Here is an 18,263-nt window from a genome sequence, read left to right as displayed (position 1 = left end):
TATCTTCAAATGCTCTCCTTTTAAAATTTTTTATTTTTATTTGCTTAAGGAGCAAACCGTAAAGGGTGAAAAACTGCATGAGAGACGAGGAAAGGGAGGTACCGTTGATGAATGAATCATCAAGATCAAATATAAAAGAAATTAATATAAGTAATGAAATGCGTACATCGTTTTTAGACTATGCTATGAGTGTTATTGTATCCCGGGCTTTGCCAGATGTGCGTGACGGCTTGAAACCAGTACAAAGAAGAATATTATATGCAATGAATGACTTAGGAATTGTTGCAGAAAAACCGCATAAAAAGTCTGCTCGTATTGTCGGAGATGTTATTGGTAAATATCATCCCCACGGTGATTCTGCAGTGTATGAAACAATGGTAAGAATGGCGCAAAACTTCAGTTATCGCTATCCATTAGTAGATGGACATGGGAATTTCGGCTCCATTGATGGAGATTCTGCTGCAGCGATGCGTTATACGGAAGCAAGAATGTCAAAAATCTCTATGGAACTTTTAAGAGATATAAATAAAGATACAATTGACTACCAAGATAACTATGATGGGCAAGAAAAAGAACCTGTTGTATTACCAGCTCGATTTCCAAATTTATTAGTAAATGGGACAACTGGTATTGCAGTAGGTATGGCAACTAATATTCCCCCACATCAACTTGGAGAGGTCATTGATGGAATTTTAGCATTAAGTTACAACCCAGAAATTACCATAACAGAATTAATGCAATATATTCCAGGGCCGGATTTTCCAACTGCTGGGTTAATTATGGGTAGAAGTGGTATTCGTAGAGCATATGAAACTGGAAAAGGTTCCATTACATTACGGGCTAAAACAGAAATTGAGGAACATGCTAACGGAAAACAAGTAATTGTAGTAACAGAGATTCCATATCAAGTGAATAAAGCTAGACTAGTGGAAAGAATTGCAGAACTAGCAAGGGAAAAGCGAATTGAAGGCATCTCAGCACTACGGGATGAATCAGATAGAAATGGTTTGCGAATTATTATGGAATTACGCAAAGATGCCAATGCAAATGTTGTCTTAAATAATTTATTTAAACATACTGCAATGCAAACTACTTTTGGGATAAACATTCTGGCTCTGGTGGATGGACAACCAAAAGTGTTAAATCTCAAACAGATGTTATATTATTATTTAGAACATCAAAAGGTTATCATTACAAGAAGAACTGAGTTTGAATTACGGAAGGCAGAAGCGAGAGCACATATTTTAGAAGGGTTGCGGATTGCACTAGATCACATTGATGAAGTTATATCTCTAATTCGCAGTTCAAAAACAACAGAAATCGCAAAAACTGGATTAATGACTCGTTTTAGCCTATCTGATAAGCAAGCCCAGGCTATTTTAGACATGCGTCTGCAAAGATTAACAGGCTTAGAGAGAGAAAAAATTGAAGAAGAATATGCAGAACTTCAAAAATTAATTAGTGAGTTAAAAGCAATTTTGGCAGATGAGGAAAAAATCTTAACAATCATTCGGGAAGAGTTAACGGAAATCAAAGAACGATTTAATGATGAACGATTAACAGAAATTACACAAGAGTCAATTGAAGATTTAGAAGACGAGGATCTAATTCCTGAAGAACAAATTATTATTACCTTAACTAGAAAAGGGTATATTAAACGACTTCCATTATCAACGTATCGTACACAAAAACGTGGTGGACGAGGTATTCAAGGAATGAACACGAATGAAGATGACTTTGTGGAACACTTGATTACGACATCCACCCATGACTATCTTTTATTCTTTACGAATAAGGGGAAAGTTTATCGGACAAAAGGGTTTAAAATTCCAGAGTTTTCCCGAACAGCTAAAGGAATACCAGTTATTAATGTCGTTGAAATCGATAAAGACGAATGGATTAATGCCATTATTCCAGTCCGTAATATAGACTTGGAGAAAAACTATTTATTTTTCACTACGAAACACGGTATCTCCAAACGAAGTCCGCTATCTTCCTTTGCGAACATAAGAAATAACGGGTTAATAGCATTGTCTTTAAGAGATGGTGATGAGTTAATGTCCGTTCGTTTAACGGATGGTAATAAACATATTATTATCGGAACGAAAAATGGAATGCTCATCCGATTCCATGAAACCGATGTACGCTCAATGGGCCGTACTGCGGCTGGTGTAAAAGGGATTACACTAGGTAAAGAAGATGAAGTAATCGGAATGGAAATTTTGGAAGAACATGAAGATGTATTAATTGTTACGCAATACGGTTATGGCAAAAGAACTGCTGCAGATAAATACCGTCTTCAAAATCGTGGCGGGAAAGGTATTCGCACATGCAATATCGTGGAAGATAAAAATGGTTCGCTTGTTGGGATGAAATCAGTAACGGAAGATGAAGATATTATGATTATTTCTGATAGCGGCGTTATTATTCGTATGAGTGTTACGGATATATCTAAAACGGGAAGAAATACGATAGGAGTTAAGTTAATTCGTTTAGATGAAAACTCCAATGTAAGTGCGATTGCAAAAGTACCGAAAGAGGAAGAAATTGATGTAACGGACGAGGAAAATCAAAATAGTGATGTGACTGCTGAAATTACGGAAGAAAATTAATATTAACAGGCTTTCCTAAGGGAATCTTCCCCTTTTATAGGGAAGCCTGTTTTATAAACTTTTTTCTAATTAACTAACAAAAAGGTGAGAATAAAGTGTTAGTAAATGTAAATCAATTACAAGAAGGTGTCCGTATCAAAGAGGATATATATAGCCTTACGAAGAACCCAATCGTTCCAAAAGGTACAATTGTAACGAAGGAAATAGTAAGCGTCTTAAGGGCCTTTTTAGTAGAAACAGTAAATGTGGAAGAGCCACTGGTTAAAGGAAAAAAATTATTAAAATCAACAGAAAAAAAACAAAAAAATAGTAAAATAAAACATAGTGTATTTGAAAAGAAATATTTACATGCTGTTCAGCAATTTAAAAAAGAATTTCATCATTGGCAAGCTGGTTCAACCGTTAATGTAAATACAATAAGAAATATTATTATCCCTTTATTAGAACTAACAAAAAAAACACCAACTCGGTTACTTTTTATCCAACAATTTTTTTCGGAAGAAGATTATTTATATCATCATTCTGTATCATTAGGATTGATTTCTGCTTATTTTGCTTATAAATTAAATATGCCAAAAGCGGACTGTTTTCAAATTGCATTAGCTGGAATTTTGTGCAATTGTGGTTTAGCAAAGAGTGATTTAAAAAGAGTAAGTATATTTAATATGTCTAAGGAACAGGAACTAGAGCTGAAAATGCATCCGATTAATAGTTATAAAATGCTCCAAAATATACCGTCTTTAAATCACGGAGTCAAGGTAGCAATATTTCAGCACCATGAACGATTGGATGGGAGCGGCTATCCTACAGGAGAAAAAGAAAATAAAATCCATCCCTATGCAAAAATCATTGCTATTGTCGATGAATATATTCAGTTTAGCTATAACTTTAAATCTGAAAGTAAAAATAACATCTTCCACGTAATAGATCAATTACGACACGAAAAATTTGGCAGCTTAGATATTTCATTATTAAACAAATTCACTGAAATATTTTTAAGTTTCACCGTAAATTTAAACGTATTGCTATCAAATGAACAAATTGGTGAAATCATTTACTTAAACCCAATGAACTTAACAAATCCATTTATAAAAGTGGTAAATACAGAAAAGATACTGTCCATACCAACCGACGGTATATATATAAAGCAACTTCTTTACGAGTTAGATTAAAAGGGTTGTTACCATTAGAAGTTGACTTTCATAATAATTAATGATATATTATGAAAGTCTATGAGATAGGGCCTGTAGCTCAGCTGGTTAGAGCGCACGCCTGATAAGCGTGAGGTCGATGGTTCAAGTCCATTCAGGCCCATTTATCTTTAGGGAGATTACAAACTTTGGGGCCTTAGCTCAGCTGGGAGAGCGCCTGCTTTGCACGCAGGAGGTCAGCGGTTCGATCCCGCTAGGCTCCATATGAGAAAAGGGTCAGTTTTTGCACGAATAAATGTGTAAGAACTGACCCTTTTTATTTGCCTTTTACATTAATTCAAAATTATACTTAAATCTTGTTCATTAAATAAAAACTGGTTAATTAAAAATAGGCATTTATCCATTGCGATGTTCAAATATAAACTAATGATTGAATAGTCAAATGTCGATTTATGATGAATTAACTCTGCCCACCACTCTATTTCGTATCGGGCAATCATGCTCAAATGATAAAGTATTAAATAATGAATCATAAGTTCATGAAAAAAACAAAATTCTTTATGGAAATTAGCAAATAAATAAGTATCCTTTTCTAAATAATATCGTAACGGGAGTATTTCTATAGGATAATTTGTATTACTTTTATTTAGCTTTAAATTAATCTCCGTTATATTATTATCCAATTGTATATCAATTTTTATATTTGACTTATTTGCTAAAAATTGTGCAAAGCGATTTTTCGTCATTTTGAAAATATCTAAAATTTTATCTGGCAATATGATGGTATTCCCTTTTTGTTCTACGATAGAAAAGGATGCAATTCTTTCATAATGTTTAAAGAAATCCATTAGTTCTGGAACTTGTTGAAGTAAGTCCCCTACAGTAATTTTTTTTCCTTCTAACTGTTCCATATGAAACATTTTTTTAGAAAAATGAGGAAATAGTCCAGATTTTTGTATTTTTACCTCATCCTTTAAAAAATCATATTGCTGCTTTTTCTTTTTCCTTGTTGTTACTCCATGTGCTAAAACAGAAGTTGTTTCGGGATAGTAAGGGTCTACCGTTAACAAGCATGCTTTAATAAAAAATACAAATCCATAAAATAGTAAAATTGGTTTCATAGTAAGTGGAGACCGTTTTGCTTGTTCAAAAAAGTCCTTTCCATGTTCAATATAGTATATAAATGGATAACAATTGTTAAAGCTTTTTTCTGTTGTATTTTCAAAACGGTAATTGATGTATCGCTCTGTTAAAAAATTACGTGCCGTTTCAGCCGAGGAAATTACTAGTAAATCGTTACTAAATTTATCGCTGTTGATGTAATTCAATATTCCACCCCCAAATGTCAAAAGTAGGAATTAACAATTTATCTCTTGACAGTATTGTTTCCAATTGATAACCTACTAATAATATTTTTTCAGGAGGCGCATATTTTACATGTGGGAAAATAAGTTTGCTAAAGAAGGTTTAACTTTTGATGATGTGTTATTAATACCAGCAAAATCAGATGTATTACCGAAAGATGTAAATTTAGAAACAGCATTAACGAAAACGTTAAAGTTAAATATTCCTATTATTAGTGCAGGTATGGACACTGTAACTGAAGCAGAAATGGCGATTGCAATGGCAAGACAAGGTGGACTTGGAATAATCCACAAAAATATGTCGATAGAAGAGCAAGCAGAACAAGTGGACAAAGTAAAACGTTCGGAAAATGGTGTGATTACGGATCCATTTTATTTGACTCCACAACATCAAGTTTTTGATGCAGAACATTTAATGGGTAAATATCGAATTTCTGGTGTTCCTATTGTGAACAATGAAGTGGAGCAAAAACTAGTTGGCATTATAACAAATCGTGATTTGCGCTTCATTGAAGATTATTCTATTTTAATTGATGATGTAATGACGAAGGAAAATTTAATTACTGCTCCTGTCGGTACAACGGTTGAAGAAGCCGGAAAAATATTACAAAAATATAAAATAGAAAAACTTCCATTAGTTGATAGCTCAGGCGTTTTAAAAGGGCTAATCACTATTAAAGATTTAGAGAAGGTTATTGAATTCCCTAATGCTGCCAAAGATGATCAAGGACGCCTGTTAGTAGGAGCAGCAGTCGGTATTGCTAAAGATACATTGAAACGTGTAGAAAAATTGTATGAAGCGAAAGTGGATGTAATTGTAGTTGATACAGCACATGGACATTCCCAAGGGGTAATAGATATTGTAAAAACCATTCGCGAGCTATATCCAACTTTAAATATTATTGCAGGTAATGTAGCAACTGCTGAAGCTACGAAGATGTTATTTGAGGCTGGTGCTGATATTGTTAAAGTTGGAATTGGTCCTGGATCTATATGTACGACAAGGGTTGTAGCAGGTGTTGGTGTCCCGCAAATTACAGCAATTTATGATTGTGCTACAGAAGCAAGGAAGCATGGCAAAGCAATCATTGCTGACGGTGGTATTAAGTATTCTGGAGATATAGTTAAAGCGTTAGCCGCTGGTGGACATGCTGTAATGTTAGGTAGTTTGTTAGCAGGTACGACAGAAAGTCCAGGAGAAACGGAAATTTATCAAGGACGACGTTTTAAAGTGTATCGTGGTATGGGGTCTGTTGCTGCAATGGAAAAAGGTTCAAAAGACCGTTATTTCCAAGAAGATAATAAAAAGTTTGTGCCAGAAGGAATTGAAGGGAGAATTCCATATAAGGGCCCACTATCAGAAACTATTTACCAATTAGTTGGTGGTATTAAATCAGGTATGGGTTATTGTGGTGCAAAAGACTTACAAATTTTAAGAGAAAAGGCTCAATTTATTCGAATGACTGGTGCAGGACTTCGAGAAAGCCATCCGCATGATGTACAAATAACGAAAGAGGCACCTAACTATTCCCTTAGTTAATAATTATTGAGGAGGCTGTCAAAGGAAAGGTATTATCCTTCTAGACAGCCTTCTTTCATGTGAATGAAACATAGTTTTTATAAATATATAAAACTATTATGTTATTTTTTTCCGGTGTAAAAGTGTCTATTTTTTTAAAAAAAGATATGTTAAACTAATGTAAGTATGAAGCGAGAATTGTTTTGATGGAGGGATTAATTAGTGAAAAGAAAGCAACCATTATTACTTGTTATAATAGCGTTTTTTGTTCTATCAAACTTTATATATAATGTACCAAATATTGAAGCTGCAACGAAGTTAGATATTAAAGCAAAAGCTGCAATAATTATCGATGCTAAGACAGGAAAAGTTCTTTATGAAGATAATGCGGACGAATTACTAGGTGTTGCTAGTATGTCAAAAATGCTTACTGAATACCTTGTGTTAGAGGCAATCCATGAAGGGAGAATTTCATGGGACCAAAAGGTGACAATCAATGAATTTGTTCATAAGTTATCTAGCCCTTATTTAGGTCTTTCTAATGTCGGACTAACTCAAGGGGAAGCATATACTGTAAAAGAATTATATCAAGCGATGGCTATTCATTCTGCAAATGCTGCAACAGTTGCTCTTGCAGAAGTAATTGCAGGAACAGAAGGTAATTTTGTAAAACTCATGAATGAAAAAGCAGCAGAACTTGAATTAGGTGATTTTCACTTTGTTAACTCAACGGGTCTAAACAACTCTGATATGTTAGATAATCATCCTGAAGGTACAGATATAAACGATGAAAATAAAATGTCTGCCCGTGCAACAGCTAAATTAGCATATCATTTGTTAAATGATTTTCCAGAAGTATTAGATACAGCAAAAATATCTCGATTAAAATTTCGGGATGGAAGAACTTATAATAATTTTAACTGGATGCTTCCAGAATTAACTTTTGAATATGAAGGTGTCGATGGGTTAAAAACAGGTTCTACTAATTTTGCAGGGTATTGTTTTACGGCTACAGCAGTGAAAAGCAACCAACGCTTTATAACTGTAATTATGAATACGAAATCACAAATCGAACGGTTTAATGAAACTGCAAAATTATTAGACTATGCATTTGCAAATTTTGGCGAAGACACATTATTTGAAAAAGGGTTTGTTCCTGAAAGTAAAAAAACTTTACCTGTAACTAAAGGTAAAGATGATTCTGTTAAAATTGCAACGAAAGATCCATTAAGTTTAATTATAAAAAATGGAGAAAAGGATAAATATAAAGCGAAGTTAGTGTTGAATAAGAAAAAGCTAAATGAAGATGGCCAACTTACTGCTCCAGTTAAAGAAGGAGATGTTGTTGGGTATTTAACTTATGAGTATGATGGTGATGATCTCGGCTTTATTACTGATAAAGAAAGTACAGTAAAAGTAGATGTTGTTGCTACAGAATCTGTTGAAAAAGCAAACTGGTTCGTTTTAATGATGAGAGGAATCGGCAACTTCTTTGCAAGTCTTTGGAATGGTATTACGACTACAGTAGGTGGCTGGTTTTAATTAAATTATTTATGACCTAGTAGAGTATGTTTGTAATTATTTATTAACTGTTGAATATTTACATTAATTTTTATATAATATATAAAATAAACTATATATTAAAACGTTGATAGGAAATAGTAACCAATATGGCTATTTTAGAGAGCTAGTGGTAGGTGGAAACTAGTATAGGCATATGGTGAATCCATCCTTGAGTGTCATACGAAAATCATGAAAGATGTAAGTTTGACCGGATAATCCGTTATCTTTTGAGTGGAGAGTATTTTATACTTTCAACTAGGGTGGCAACGCGGGAGAAGCTCTCGTCCCTTATTTATGGGGACGGGAGCTTTTTGTATTACAAAAAATAAAAAATAATTAGGAGGTTTTTTATAATGTTTGACATTAAACTGTTGAGAAATAATTTGGAAGAAGTAAAGGAAAAGTTAAAATTTAGAGGAGAAGACTTAACAGACTTAGGAAAATTCGAAGAGTTAGACCAAACTCGTAGAAAATTAATTATCGAAAGTGAAGCTTTAAAAAACCGCCGCAATGATGTTTCTGCGCAAATTGCTATCTTGAAGCGGGAGAAACAAGATGCGAGTGAATTAATTACTGAAATGCGTAAAGTTGGCGAGGAAATTAAAAAATATGATGAACAATTAACAGTTATTGAAGCAGAATTAAATCACTTATTATTAACGATACCTAACCTTCCCCACGAGTCAGTTCCTGTTGGCGAAACAGAGGATGATAATGTGGAAATTCGAAAATGGGGAGATATTCCTAATTTTAATTTTGAACCGAAACCACATTGGGATATTGCAACGAATTTAGGAATTATTGATTTTGAAAGAGCAGCAAAAGTTGCTGGAAGCCGCTTTGCATTTTATAAAGGATTAGGGGCAAAATTAGAGCGTGCGTTAATCAATTTTATGTTAGATCTCCATACAGAAGAACATGGATATGAAGAAATATTACCACCTTATTTAGTAAATCGAACTAGCTTGACTGGAACAGGTCAATTACCTAAATTTGAGGAAGATGCATTTTTAGTGGAAAAAGAGGATTATTTTTTAATCCCGACTGCCGAAGTACCTGTGACAAATTATCACCGTGACGAAATTTTATCTGTGAATGAGCTACCGAAGAAATATGTTGCATACAGTGCTTGTTTTCGGTCAGAGGCAGGTTCAGCGGGTCGTGATACAAGAGGATTAATTAGGCAACATCAATTTAATAAAGTGGAGTTAGTTAAGTTCGTAAAGCCAGAGGATTCTTATGAAGAATTAGAGAAATTAACAAATAATGCAGAAAAAGTGTTGCAATTGTTAGAACTACCATACCGTGTCATGAGTATGTGTACTGGCGATTTAGGCTTTACAGCAGCGAAAAAATACGATTTAGAAGTTTGGTTGCCAAGTTATAATACGTATCGAGAAATTTCATCTTGCAGTAATTTTGAAGATTTCCAGGCAAGAAGGGCAAATATTAAATTTAGAAGAGATGTTAAGGCTAAACCAGAACATGTCCATACTTTAAATGGTTCAGGACTGGCAATTGGGAGAACGGTTGCTGCGATATTGGAAAATTATCAACAAGAAGATGGTTCCGTGCGCATTCCAGAAGCACTTCGTCCATATTTAGGTGGAAAAGAATTTATTAAGTAATTTATTATAAAGGGGGGCAAGTGACGCCGGAGTTCCTTCTGCTACACTAACTTGTCCCATCCTATTCTATATGTAAATATTAAAGTGAAGTGATTAAATGCAGTAATTTTGTTGACTTTTGTTTTTTAACATGATATTATAATTTTTGTGTCTCGGGGAGGAATACCCAAGTCCGGCTGAAGGGATCGGTCTTGAAAACCGACAGGCGGGTTAAACCGCGCGGGGGTTCGAATCCCTCTTCCTCCACCATATCACAACTACAGCGCATAATATTGGAGATAATTAAAAAGCTGCCATGAATACAATGGTCAGCTTTTTTTTTATAAAAATGCCGTAAAAAATGGGCTATCTTGAAGATGAAAGTCCTTAAGAGGAAATTACTTCAAGACAGCCGTAATTATGGTAGCTTTTATTATTTAATAAGTTTGTTCAAATTGCATTTCCGTCACTATAATCGACTAAAACATCTATTTCTTATACGTATGTGCTTCGTTAATAATGAGGCTAATTTTCCTAATAATATCTTCTAAACACGCTTCGTCTTTATCGTGTAAGTCGTAATCTTCTATATTTAATCGCAATATTGGACATGCTGAAAAAGAATCAATCCAATTTGTATAACGATTATACATTTCCTCCCAATATGTAATTGGGGTTTCTTGCTCCATTGGCCTTCCACGTTTTTTTATTCGCTCTAGTATATGATCAAAAGATCCTTCTAAATAAATTAGTATATCGGGGTGGTGGAAAAACGGGGTCATTACCATAGAATCAAATAAATTCGAATAGGTTTGATAATCAATTTCTGACATTGTCCCATTTTCGTAATGCATCCGAGCAAAAATGCCCGTATCTTCATAGATTGAACGATCTTGAACAAAACCTCCACCATATTCGAAGATTCTTTTATGCTCTTTAAAGCGTTCTGCTAGAAAGTAAATTTGTAAATGAAAACTCCATTTCTGAAAGTCATCATAAAATTTTTCTAAATATGGATTTTGATCCACCTTTTCAAACGACGTACGAAAATTTAGTGCTTTCGCTAAAGCTGTAGTTAAGGTCGATTTACCTACACCAACGGTTCCCGCTATTGTAATGACTGTACTACTCGGTATGTGATACTTCTCTCGCAAATTCATTGAACTTAACTCCTTATCAATAAAGACTCTATATCGTTAATAATATCCTTAAGATGTTGCTTATTCTCAATAAAATCTATCTTGTTTCCGTCGATTTTTAAAATAGGTATTTCTGGATGTTGTTTTTGATAGTGTGTAATATATTGGTCGTAATCAATACATAAGTTTTCCAAATAGATTGGAGAAATATTTCTTTCAAAATCGCGATCCCTCTTAGCAATTCTAGTAAATAATGTTTGCAAATCGGCGTGAATGTAAATAATTAGATTAGGTGTTGGAAGATCTTTATTTAATATATGAAATATTTGTTCATACTTTTGAAAGTGTGACTCACTTAAAGTACGTTTAGCAAAAATTAAATTTTTAAACATATGGTAATCTGATACAACTGGTAAATTCCTCTTTAAGTAATGATTTCTAATATCTTCTAATTGTTTAAATCTATTACAAAGGAAAAACATTTCCGTTTGAAAACTCCATTCCTCGATATTTTTATAAAAATTACTTAAAAAAGGGTTTTCGTTAACAATTTCATTAAGTAAATGAAATTGAAAGTGATCAGATAAAACTTTTGCTAATGATGATTTTCCAACTCCTATTGGTCCTTCAACAGCAATAAAAGTCGTATTCATAGTTTCCCTCCATATTTCCTTGAGGAATAAAAAGTTTTCATGGAGAAAACAGCTTCTATTCAAAGATATATCCTCATTCTTTCAGATTCAAAATTAATTTTAGCATAGCATGGTGATTTTATATATATATAAATATTAGAAGAAACTACTTGCAATAAAAAAGGGATATCCTAAAAGTGGAAAACTTCCGAGATTTAATAAGCAAGAATAGCAATATTCCAACATAAATAAGGACTGTCCAAAAGTCAATATATGACTTTCTAGACAGCCCCAAGAGAAGTAACTATTACCTTTTTGTAATATTAAAGTTTTCTGTTATTAATAACCAATTTTGCGGGAAGGAAAGACCTAATTTCCAGTAGCTCATTCCTCGTAAATTTAATTCCTTTATTAAATTGAATTTTGCTTGAATGCTTCTGGCATCTTCAAACCACACAATATGGTTTCTTCCTTGATTATCTGTGTAGTTGAAAAACGGTGCTTGTGCAGTCATATCATACTGTATTGGTACGTTATGAGTTGCCGCTAATTGAATTGCTTGTTGCGGACTAACAGCTCGGGCAATAGTTCCTTGCTGATAAGGAAGTGTCCAATCATATCCGTATAAGTTTTGCCCCATCATAATTTTTTGTGAAGGCATTTCTGTTATAGCGTATTCAAGCACTCTTCTGACCGGATTAATAGGAGATACAGCCATAGGTGGTCCACCACTATAACCCCATTCGTACGTCATTATTACAACGAAGTCCACAATCTCCCCATGAGCCCGATAATCATGTGCTTCATACCAACGTCCTTTTTGCGTCGCACTTGTCTTTGGAGCTAGAGCGGTAGACAATAACCATCCTTCTTGATTAAACCTAGCCTTTGCTCTTCTTAAAAATGTGTTATATGCTTCTCTGTCTTCTGGTCGTAAATATTCAAAGTCAAAATGAATATCTCTAAACCCATATCTTTTAGCTGTATTTACAATATTATTTAAAAACCTACCTTGAATTGCTTGGTCATTTAATAATATCCTTCCTAACTCATCACTAAATTGGTCATTTTCTTTATTCGTAATAACCATCATTAAAATATTTCGATTTGCAGTAGCAATAGCTGGAAACTGATTTAGTGGTGGTTCCGTCAGTGTCCCGTCACGGTTTGCGTTAAAACTAAATGGAGCTAAATAGGTTAAATATGGTGCGGCTTCTCTTGCACTACTTTCAAGGGCTTGTGTTACTGTTCCTCGAGGTTCGATATAAGCATTGAATTCTGCGGTAGTTTTTGGTCGTGGAGGTATATAAAGTCTTGTTCCTACTTGTAATGGGCGATTAAGTGGAATTCGATTGATAGAAGCTAATTGATCATAGGAAATGTTAAATCTTTGTGCAATTGACCAAAGGCTATCGCCTGCCTGTACCCAATAAAAAGAACCAACAATCGGGATAACAATCGTTTGTCCTACGACTAATTGGTTCGGATTTGGTATGTCATTTGCTTCCACTAAGTCATTTACCGTTGTGTTATACGCCTGTGCAATCCCGAATAGTGATTGATTCGGTCCTACAACATGAATTTGCAAATCCATTCCCCCTTAAATACTATTGGCATACTATTTTTAGCGCTATAAATAATTTATGTTTATAATAAAGAAAAAAGAACGGATTCATCTGAATAAAAATATATGTAAAAAGAATGGGTTCAACTGAAAAAAAGGGGGAAAATATGAATAGAGACGAGATGTATATGAAATTAGCCATTGAAGAAGCAAAAAAGGCCCAGCAATTAAATGAAGTACCAATTGGCTGTATTATAGTATTAAATGATGAAATAATTGGAAGAGGCTATAATTTGCGGGAGCAGCTACAAAATTCCTTAGTTCATGCAGAAATGATGGCTATTAATAATGCTTGTAAGCAATTAAAGAGCTGGCGTTTAGAAGAGGCAACACTATATGTTACATTAGAACCATGCCCAATGTGCGCGGGTGCGATTATTATGTCTAGAGTAAAAAGAGTAGTTTTTGGTGCAAATGATCCAAAAGCAGGTTGTGTGGGGTCCTTACATAATCTTTTACAAGATAATAGGTTTAACCACCAATGCGAAGTGAAATCCGGCGTTTTAGAAGAGGAATGTGGACAGTTGTTAACAAGTTTTTTTCAAGATATTCGTAAAAGGAAAAAAGCAGCCAAGCAACAAAGAGAGGAGTAAGAAAATTATTTTTTTCGATGAAGTTGTCAATAAGGTAATATTTAACAGCTAATAATAATTGCATTTTATACGAAATACTAGTATACTTAGTTATGCCGTGCTAGGTGGGGAGTTAGCGGAGCCCTGTACTCGCAATCCGCTCTAGCGAGACTGAATCCCTTTTCGAGGCTGACTCACTGTAGGGTCTGTCTTTCGTAAGTGGTGTTGACGTCTGGGTCCTACGCAATGAGAATCCATGAACTATGTCAGGTCCGGAAGGAAGCAGCATTAAGTGGAATCTCTCATGTGCCGTAGGGTCGCCTGGACCGAGCTAACTGCGGAAGCAACGCCTATGGTGAGCAGTCGACAAAAGGTGCACGGCATACATAATAATTGTTGCACTTTAACACCCTTATAATTTAGTTAGGGTGTTTTTTCATATACTTTAAATGTTTTTTAATTGTTTTTCTAGGAATTATCTATTTGAATAAGCTATAATATAAAGGATTAAGTTTTATTCGTTTTCGGGAGGGCGAGATAAATGAGTTATCAAGCATTATATCGTGTATGGCGGCCACAAATTTTTGCAGATGTTGTTGGTCAATCACATGTAACGAAAACATTGCAAAATGCCCTCATTCAAGAAAAAATCTCACATGCATATTTATTTAGCGGCCCAAGAGGTACAGGGAAAACAAGTGCGGCAAAAATTTTAGCGAAAGCAGTTAATTGCCCAAATTCAGTAGATGGGGAGCCATGTAATGAATGTCCTTCTTGTAAAGGCATTACGGACGGATCCATTCCAGATGTGATTGAATTTGATGCTGCATCTAATAGTAGAGTAGAGGAAATGCGTGATGTTCTTGATAAAGTGAAATTCGCACCAAGTGCAACTAAATATAAAGTATATATAATAGACGAAGTACATATGCTTTCAATTAGTGCGTTTAATGCTCTTTTAAAAACATTAGAAGAACCTCCAAAACATGTGATTTTTGTACTAGCGACAACAGAACCGCATAAAATTCCATTAACTATTATTTCAAGATGTCAACGATTTGATTTTAAAAGGATAACATCTAGTACAATCGTGGAGCGACTACGTCTAATCTTGCATCAATCGGGTCAAGCTTATGACGAAGAAGCAATCCAAGTTATTGCACGCACAGCAGAAGGCGGTATGCGGGATGCACTAAGTTTATTAGACCAGACCCTTTCCTATAGTTCTGAAAAGATTACTTTGGAAGATGCCTTAATGATTACCGGTTCTGTCTCCCAACAAGTTTTGTCTACTATTGTGAAAGCAATATTGCATCACAACTCTCAAGAAGCGTTAAAATGGTTACATAAACTAATTGCGGAAGGAAAAGATGTAGCGCGACTAGTAGAGGATTTATTACTATATTATCGGGATTTGTTATTATACAAAAGTTCACCAGATTTAGTGGAATATTTAGAAAAAGTCATTGTTGATGATGATTTCATCGAAAATGTTGAAGGATATACAGACGATAGGGTATATCAAATTATTGACCAATTAAATAAAACACAGCAAGAAATGAAATGGACAAATCATCCACGAATCTTTTTAGAGGTTAGTCTTATTCAATTATGTGAAACAGAAAAGGTTAATAATCAAGAGGACTCAAATAAAATAAATCATTTATTAGAAAAACTGTCGCAGTTGGAAACAGAACTGCAGCAACTTAAGGAAGCAGGACCTGTTAATACCTCAACTCAAGAACAGGCGCCAAAAAGTCAGCGTTCTCCTGCAAGACAAGGAAATTCCTTTAAAGTTCCTACTGGAAAGATAGAACGAACATTATCAGATGCGACGAAACAAAATCTTCAAATTATCAAAACGAACTGGGCGAATGTATTAACTCAACTAAAACGTTCACATTCCGCTTTATTAAATGATGCGGAACCTGTCGCAGCTTCGGATAGCGGATTAATAATCAAATTTAAATATGAAATTCATTGTCAGATGGCAATGCAAAATCAAGAGTTTATTAGTATAATGAAAAATGTATTGGCAACTATTACTGGAAAACAGCTAGAGGTTATTGGTGTTCCAGAAGAGCAATGGATGGAGATAAGAAGTTCATTTATAAGTCAACATCGCCAACAAATAAAAGAAGAAGACAAACAACCTAATGACCCACTAATTGAGGAAGCAAAAAGACTTGTTGGGGAAGAGTTGTTAGAAATAAAAGATTAGTGATAATAGGAGGAAATTTATAATGCGTGGAATGGGAAATATGCAACAAATGATGAAACAAATGCAAAAAATGCAAAAGAAAATGCAAGAGGCTCAAGAACAACTAGGTGAGGAAAAAATCGAGGGAACTGCTGGTGGAGGAATGGTATCAGTAGTTGTTTCAGGACATAAGGAAGTATTAGAAGTTAAGTTGGATGAAGATGTTGTTGATCCTGAAGATGTCGAGACACTTCAAGACTTACTCGTTATCGCTATAAATGATGCTTTAGAGAAAGTAGACAAATTAACAGAACAAAGATTAGGACAATTTACAAAAGGAATGAATATCCCTGGATTGTTCTAATTAGGAGGCATTTGCTCATGTATTACCCAGAGCCAATAACTAAATTAATTGATAGCTTTATGAAATTGCCAGGTATCGGCCCAAAAACAGCTGCACGTCTGGCTTTTTTTGTTCTTACAATGCAAGAAGATACGGTGTTAGATTTCGCAAAAGCCCTTGTAAATGCAAAAAGGGATTTAACATATTGTTCCGTATGTGGCCATATAACAGATAGAGATCCGTGTTTCATTTGTGAAGACGAACACCGAAATCGTGGTATTATTTGTGTTGTTCAAGACCCTAAAGATGTCATAGCTATGGAAAAGATGAAAGATTATAATGGTCTATATCACGTATTACACGGCTCCATATCCCCGATGGATGGAATCGGACCAGAGGATATAAATATTCCCAGTTTGCTAAAAAGATTACAAGATGAAACGGTGAATGAATTAATTCTTGCTACAAATCCTAATATCGAAGGAGAAGCAACAGCGATGTACATCTCCCGACTCGTAAAGCCTTCAGGTATAAAAGTAACTAGAATAGCCCACGGATTACCTGTTGGTGGTGATTTAGAATATGCAGATGAAGTAACTTTATCAAAAGCTTTGGAAGGAAGAAGAGAAATATAATAAAGGGGGATAACGATGTTCTTCCGAAAAAGAAAGTCGTTAAAAAAAGAATATGATTTAAAGTTACTCTTACAGATGGAGCAATTCAAAAAACAGTGGCAAAACGAACAAAATATAACGGAACGAAGTATTAATGTAACAGAAGATTTAAGACAACAACTGAAAATGGCAGAAATAAAATACTTCTATCTTTTTAAAGAGGCAAAAACAAGGAAGATAAAAGTTAAATCGTTGTTGTAGTCGGACTGTCCCAAAAGCGGAAAACTCCAAAAGTATAATAAGCAAGAATCTACAAGGGAGGGCACCAGATGTCAAAAAAATGAACATTTTGGATAGCCCTTTATTATTCGGTATTTTTTTCTTTTACGAGCATATTTATTAATTAGTACAAGCTTTTTAAAACTAATTAATAAGTGGGGGATTAAATGAAAACTGCAATTATAATAAGTGGTTTAAGTATATTAATTATAACAGTCCTGTTTTTTGGAACCTCGTTTAAGCCGATAAAAATTATTGGACAAACCTTCGTAAAAATATTAATTGGAGCGTTATTATTATTTTTCCTCAATGCATTCGGCAACCAATTTGGCATTCATGTACCAATAAATTTAATCACAGCTACCATCTCAGGAATATTAGGAATTCCAGGTGTATTAGCGTTAACAACTATTCAACTTTGGGTGTTGGTATAGATTATAGTTTTGGGGATTAGACTGCTTATTGCTGCCTAATCCCTTTAATTATTTCCACTATTAAATCCAAGTGTTGTTAATGTTGCATTAAGTTTGTTTGAAACAGTAAATGGACACTACTAAAACTAAAAACAAATATTATTTTCCACTTTGTGCTAATTCAAATGAATATTTAACTTACGGGCTATGCATTAGTTAAAGAAATGTAGCAAAACAAAGTAAAGTGATTAGTGTAAATAGAATAAATTACAAAGAATACGTATGATGTCAATTGTCTTCAATTATTAACTTTACAAAATTACTAAAGGGTAGTAGTATGTTTATTGCAATTAAAAAATATTGATGCTGTATAAAAATACCATTTGCATTTTCTATAAATCTTTGTTAATATATATTTTGTCATTACGACAGAGCAAAAAATAATTTATAAAAAATAGTTGACTTCATAACAATTATTTGTTATTATAATTAAGTCGCTAAAAATTGAACCTTGAAAACTGAACAAGACAAAGCGTTAAACATGCTAGTATTTTAAATGAGCAAATCAAACACTTTTTGGAGAGTTTGATCCTGGCTCAGGACGAACGCTGGCGGCGTGCCTAATACATGC

The 18,263-nt window shown here is 34.1% G+C and carries 15 protein-coding genes, 3 tRNA genes, 1 rRNA gene, 1 other RNA gene and 1 other annotated feature; of the genes, 16 read left to right on the top strand and 4 right to left on the bottom strand.

The window, feature by feature from the left end; translation table 11 throughout:
• The first annotated feature begins 107 nt into the window (after positions 1-107).
• From gyrA to BN1242_RS02705, 4 genes are all read left to right on the top strand, one after another.
• The gene (gene gyrA, locus BN1242_RS02720; RefSeq protein WP_062350958.1) at positions 108-2,612 is read left to right on the top strand and encodes a DNA gyrase subunit A; all 2,505 of its coding nucleotides are present in this window, start codon (positions 108-110) and stop codon (positions 2,610-2,612) included.
• Between the two features lie 95 nt (positions 2,613-2,707).
• Positions 2,708-3,784 (top strand): HD-GYP domain-containing protein, encoded by a 1,077-nt coding sequence (locus BN1242_RS02715; protein WP_062350954.1) that lies wholly within the window; start codon positions 2,708-2,710, stop codon positions 3,782-3,784.
• Between the two features lie 68 nt (positions 3,785-3,852).
• Positions 3,853-3,926, top strand: a tRNA-Ile gene (locus BN1242_RS02710).
• 27 nt (positions 3,927-3,953) lie between these two features.
• Positions 3,954-4,026: transfer RNA gene (locus BN1242_RS02705), tRNA-Ala, on the top strand.
• 69 nt (positions 4,027-4,095) lie between these two features.
• On the opposite strand, the gene BN1242_RS02700 is transcribed toward BN1242_RS02705, so the two are convergent.
• A complete protein-coding gene (locus BN1242_RS02700; RefSeq protein WP_062350952.1) occupies positions 4,096-5,091 on the bottom strand; it encodes a YaaC family protein in 996 nt (331 codons plus the stop codon).
• Positions 5,092-5,200: 109 nt separating this feature from the next.
• Between BN1242_RS02700 and guaB the strand changes: the two genes are divergently transcribed.
• From guaB to BN1242_RS02680, 4 genes are all read left to right on the top strand, one after another.
• The gene (gene guaB, locus BN1242_RS02695) at positions 5,201-6,667 is read left to right on the top strand and encodes an IMP dehydrogenase (RefSeq protein WP_062350949.1); all 1,467 of its coding nucleotides are present in this window, start codon (positions 5,201-5,203) and stop codon (positions 6,665-6,667) included.
• Between the two features lie 201 nt (positions 6,668-6,868).
• Positions 6,869-8,188, top strand: coding sequence for a serine hydrolase (locus BN1242_RS02690; RefSeq protein ID WP_062350946.1), 1,320 nt, complete (start codon positions 6,869-6,871; stop codon positions 8,186-8,188).
• 97 nt (positions 8,189-8,285) lie between these two features.
• Positions 8,286-8,501, top strand: a binding site (T-box leader).
• Between the two features lie 61 nt (positions 8,502-8,562).
• Complete coding sequence (gene serS / locus BN1242_RS02685; protein ID WP_062350943.1) at positions 8,563-9,837, top strand: serine--tRNA ligase; 1,275 nt, start codon at positions 8,563-8,565, stop codon at positions 9,835-9,837.
• Between the two features lie 156 nt (positions 9,838-9,993).
• A tRNA-Ser gene (locus BN1242_RS02680) sits at positions 9,994-10,086 on the top strand.
• A gap of 218 nt (positions 10,087-10,304) precedes the next feature.
• On the opposite strand, the gene BN1242_RS02675 is transcribed toward BN1242_RS02680, so the two are convergent.
• The 3 genes from BN1242_RS02675 to BN1242_RS02665 form a co-directional block, all read right to left on the bottom strand.
• Positions 10,305-10,976 carry a deoxynucleoside kinase gene (locus BN1242_RS02675; protein WP_062350940.1) on the bottom strand — a complete coding sequence of 224 codons (672 nt, stop codon included), beginning with the start codon at positions 10,974-10,976 and terminating at the stop codon, positions 10,305-10,307.
• Between the two features lie 5 nt (positions 10,977-10,981).
• Positions 10,982-11,608 (bottom strand): deoxynucleoside kinase, encoded by a 627-nt coding sequence (locus BN1242_RS02670; protein WP_062350937.1) that lies wholly within the window; start codon positions 11,606-11,608, stop codon positions 10,982-10,984.
• Positions 11,609-11,894: 286 nt separating this feature from the next.
• Complete coding sequence (locus BN1242_RS02665) at positions 11,895-13,175, bottom strand: glycosyl hydrolase family 18 protein (RefSeq protein ID WP_062350934.1); 1,281 nt, start codon at positions 13,173-13,175, stop codon at positions 11,895-11,897.
• Between the two features lie 143 nt (positions 13,176-13,318).
• Here BN1242_RS02665 and tadA point away from each other — a divergent pair, with 143 nt between their 5' ends.
• The 8 genes from tadA to BN1242_RS13690 form a co-directional block, all read left to right on the top strand.
• Complete coding sequence (tadA, locus tag BN1242_RS02660) at positions 13,319-13,804, top strand: tRNA adenosine(34) deaminase TadA (protein WP_062350931.1); 486 nt, start codon at positions 13,319-13,321, stop codon at positions 13,802-13,804.
• Between the two features lie 95 nt (positions 13,805-13,899).
• Positions 13,900-14,164: signal recognition particle sRNA large type (ffs, locus tag BN1242_RS02655), an RNA gene on the top strand.
• A 160-nt stretch (positions 14,165-14,324) separates the two neighbouring features.
• On the top strand, positions 14,325-16,004 hold the full coding sequence (gene dnaX / locus BN1242_RS02650) for a DNA polymerase III subunit gamma/tau (RefSeq protein ID WP_062350928.1): 1,680 nt from the start codon (positions 14,325-14,327) through the stop codon (positions 16,002-16,004).
• 22 nt (positions 16,005-16,026) lie between these two features.
• On the top strand, positions 16,027-16,347 hold the full coding sequence (locus tag BN1242_RS02645; protein ID WP_062350925.1) for a YbaB/EbfC family nucleoid-associated protein: 321 nt from the start codon (positions 16,027-16,029) through the stop codon (positions 16,345-16,347).
• Positions 16,348-16,364: 17 nt separating this feature from the next.
• Entirely contained in the window at positions 16,365-16,961 is a 597-nt protein-coding gene (gene recR / locus BN1242_RS02640) for a recombination mediator RecR (protein ID WP_062350922.1), read from the top strand.
• 15 nt (positions 16,962-16,976) lie between these two features.
• Positions 16,977-17,201 (top strand): YaaL family protein, encoded by a 225-nt coding sequence (locus BN1242_RS02635; RefSeq protein WP_062350919.1) that lies wholly within the window; start codon positions 16,977-16,979, stop codon positions 17,199-17,201.
• 185 nt (positions 17,202-17,386) lie between these two features.
• Positions 17,387-17,653 (top strand): pro-sigmaK processing inhibitor BofA family protein, encoded by a 267-nt coding sequence (locus BN1242_RS02630; protein ID WP_062350909.1) that lies wholly within the window; start codon positions 17,387-17,389, stop codon positions 17,651-17,653.
• Between the two features lie 552 nt (positions 17,654-18,205).
• A 16S ribosomal RNA gene (locus BN1242_RS13690) occupies positions 18,206-18,263 on the top strand; the annotation flags it as partial.

It is taken from the genome of Bacillus kwashiorkori, assembly GCF_001375515.1.
Lineage (GTDB): Bacteria > Bacillota > Bacilli > Bacillales > Caldibacillaceae > Bacillus_BK > Bacillus_BK kwashiorkori.
The sequence above is the reverse complement of the archived record's forward strand: the minus strand, read 5'-3'. Positions and strand labels throughout refer to the sequence as shown.

Excerpts from the sequence above, each read along its gene's own strand:
- gyrA (WP_062350958.1), top strand. The coding sequence starts at position 108 with ATGAATGAATCATCAAGATCAAATATAAAAGAAATTAATATAAGTAAT.
- guaB (WP_062350949.1), top strand. The coding sequence starts at position 5,201 with ATGTGGGAAAATAAGTTTGCTAAAGAAGGTTTAACTTTTGATGATGTG.
- serS (WP_062350943.1), top strand. The coding sequence starts at position 8,563 with ATGTTTGACATTAAACTGTTGAGAAATAATTTGGAAGAAGTAAAGGAA.
- BN1242_RS02675 (WP_062350940.1), bottom strand. The coding sequence starts at position 10,976 with ATGAATTTGCGAGAGAAGTATCACATACCGAGTAGTACAGTCATTACA.
- BN1242_RS02670 (WP_062350937.1), bottom strand. The coding sequence starts at position 11,608 with ATGAATACGACTTTTATTGCTGTTGAAGGACCAATAGGAGTTGGAAAA.
- tadA (WP_062350931.1), top strand. The coding sequence starts at position 13,319 with ATGAATAGAGACGAGATGTATATGAAATTAGCCATTGAAGAAGCAAAA.
- dnaX (WP_062350928.1), top strand. The coding sequence starts at position 14,325 with ATGAGTTATCAAGCATTATATCGTGTATGGCGGCCACAAATTTTTGCA.
- BN1242_RS02645 (WP_062350925.1), top strand. The coding sequence starts at position 16,027 with ATGCGTGGAATGGGAAATATGCAACAAATGATGAAACAAATGCAAAAA.
- recR (WP_062350922.1), top strand. The coding sequence starts at position 16,365 with ATGTATTACCCAGAGCCAATAACTAAATTAATTGATAGCTTTATGAAA.
- BN1242_RS02635 (WP_062350919.1), top strand. The coding sequence starts at position 16,977 with ATGTTCTTCCGAAAAAGAAAGTCGTTAAAAAAAGAATATGATTTAAAG.
- BN1242_RS02630 (WP_062350909.1), top strand. The coding sequence starts at position 17,387 with ATGAAAACTGCAATTATAATAAGTGGTTTAAGTATATTAATTATAACA.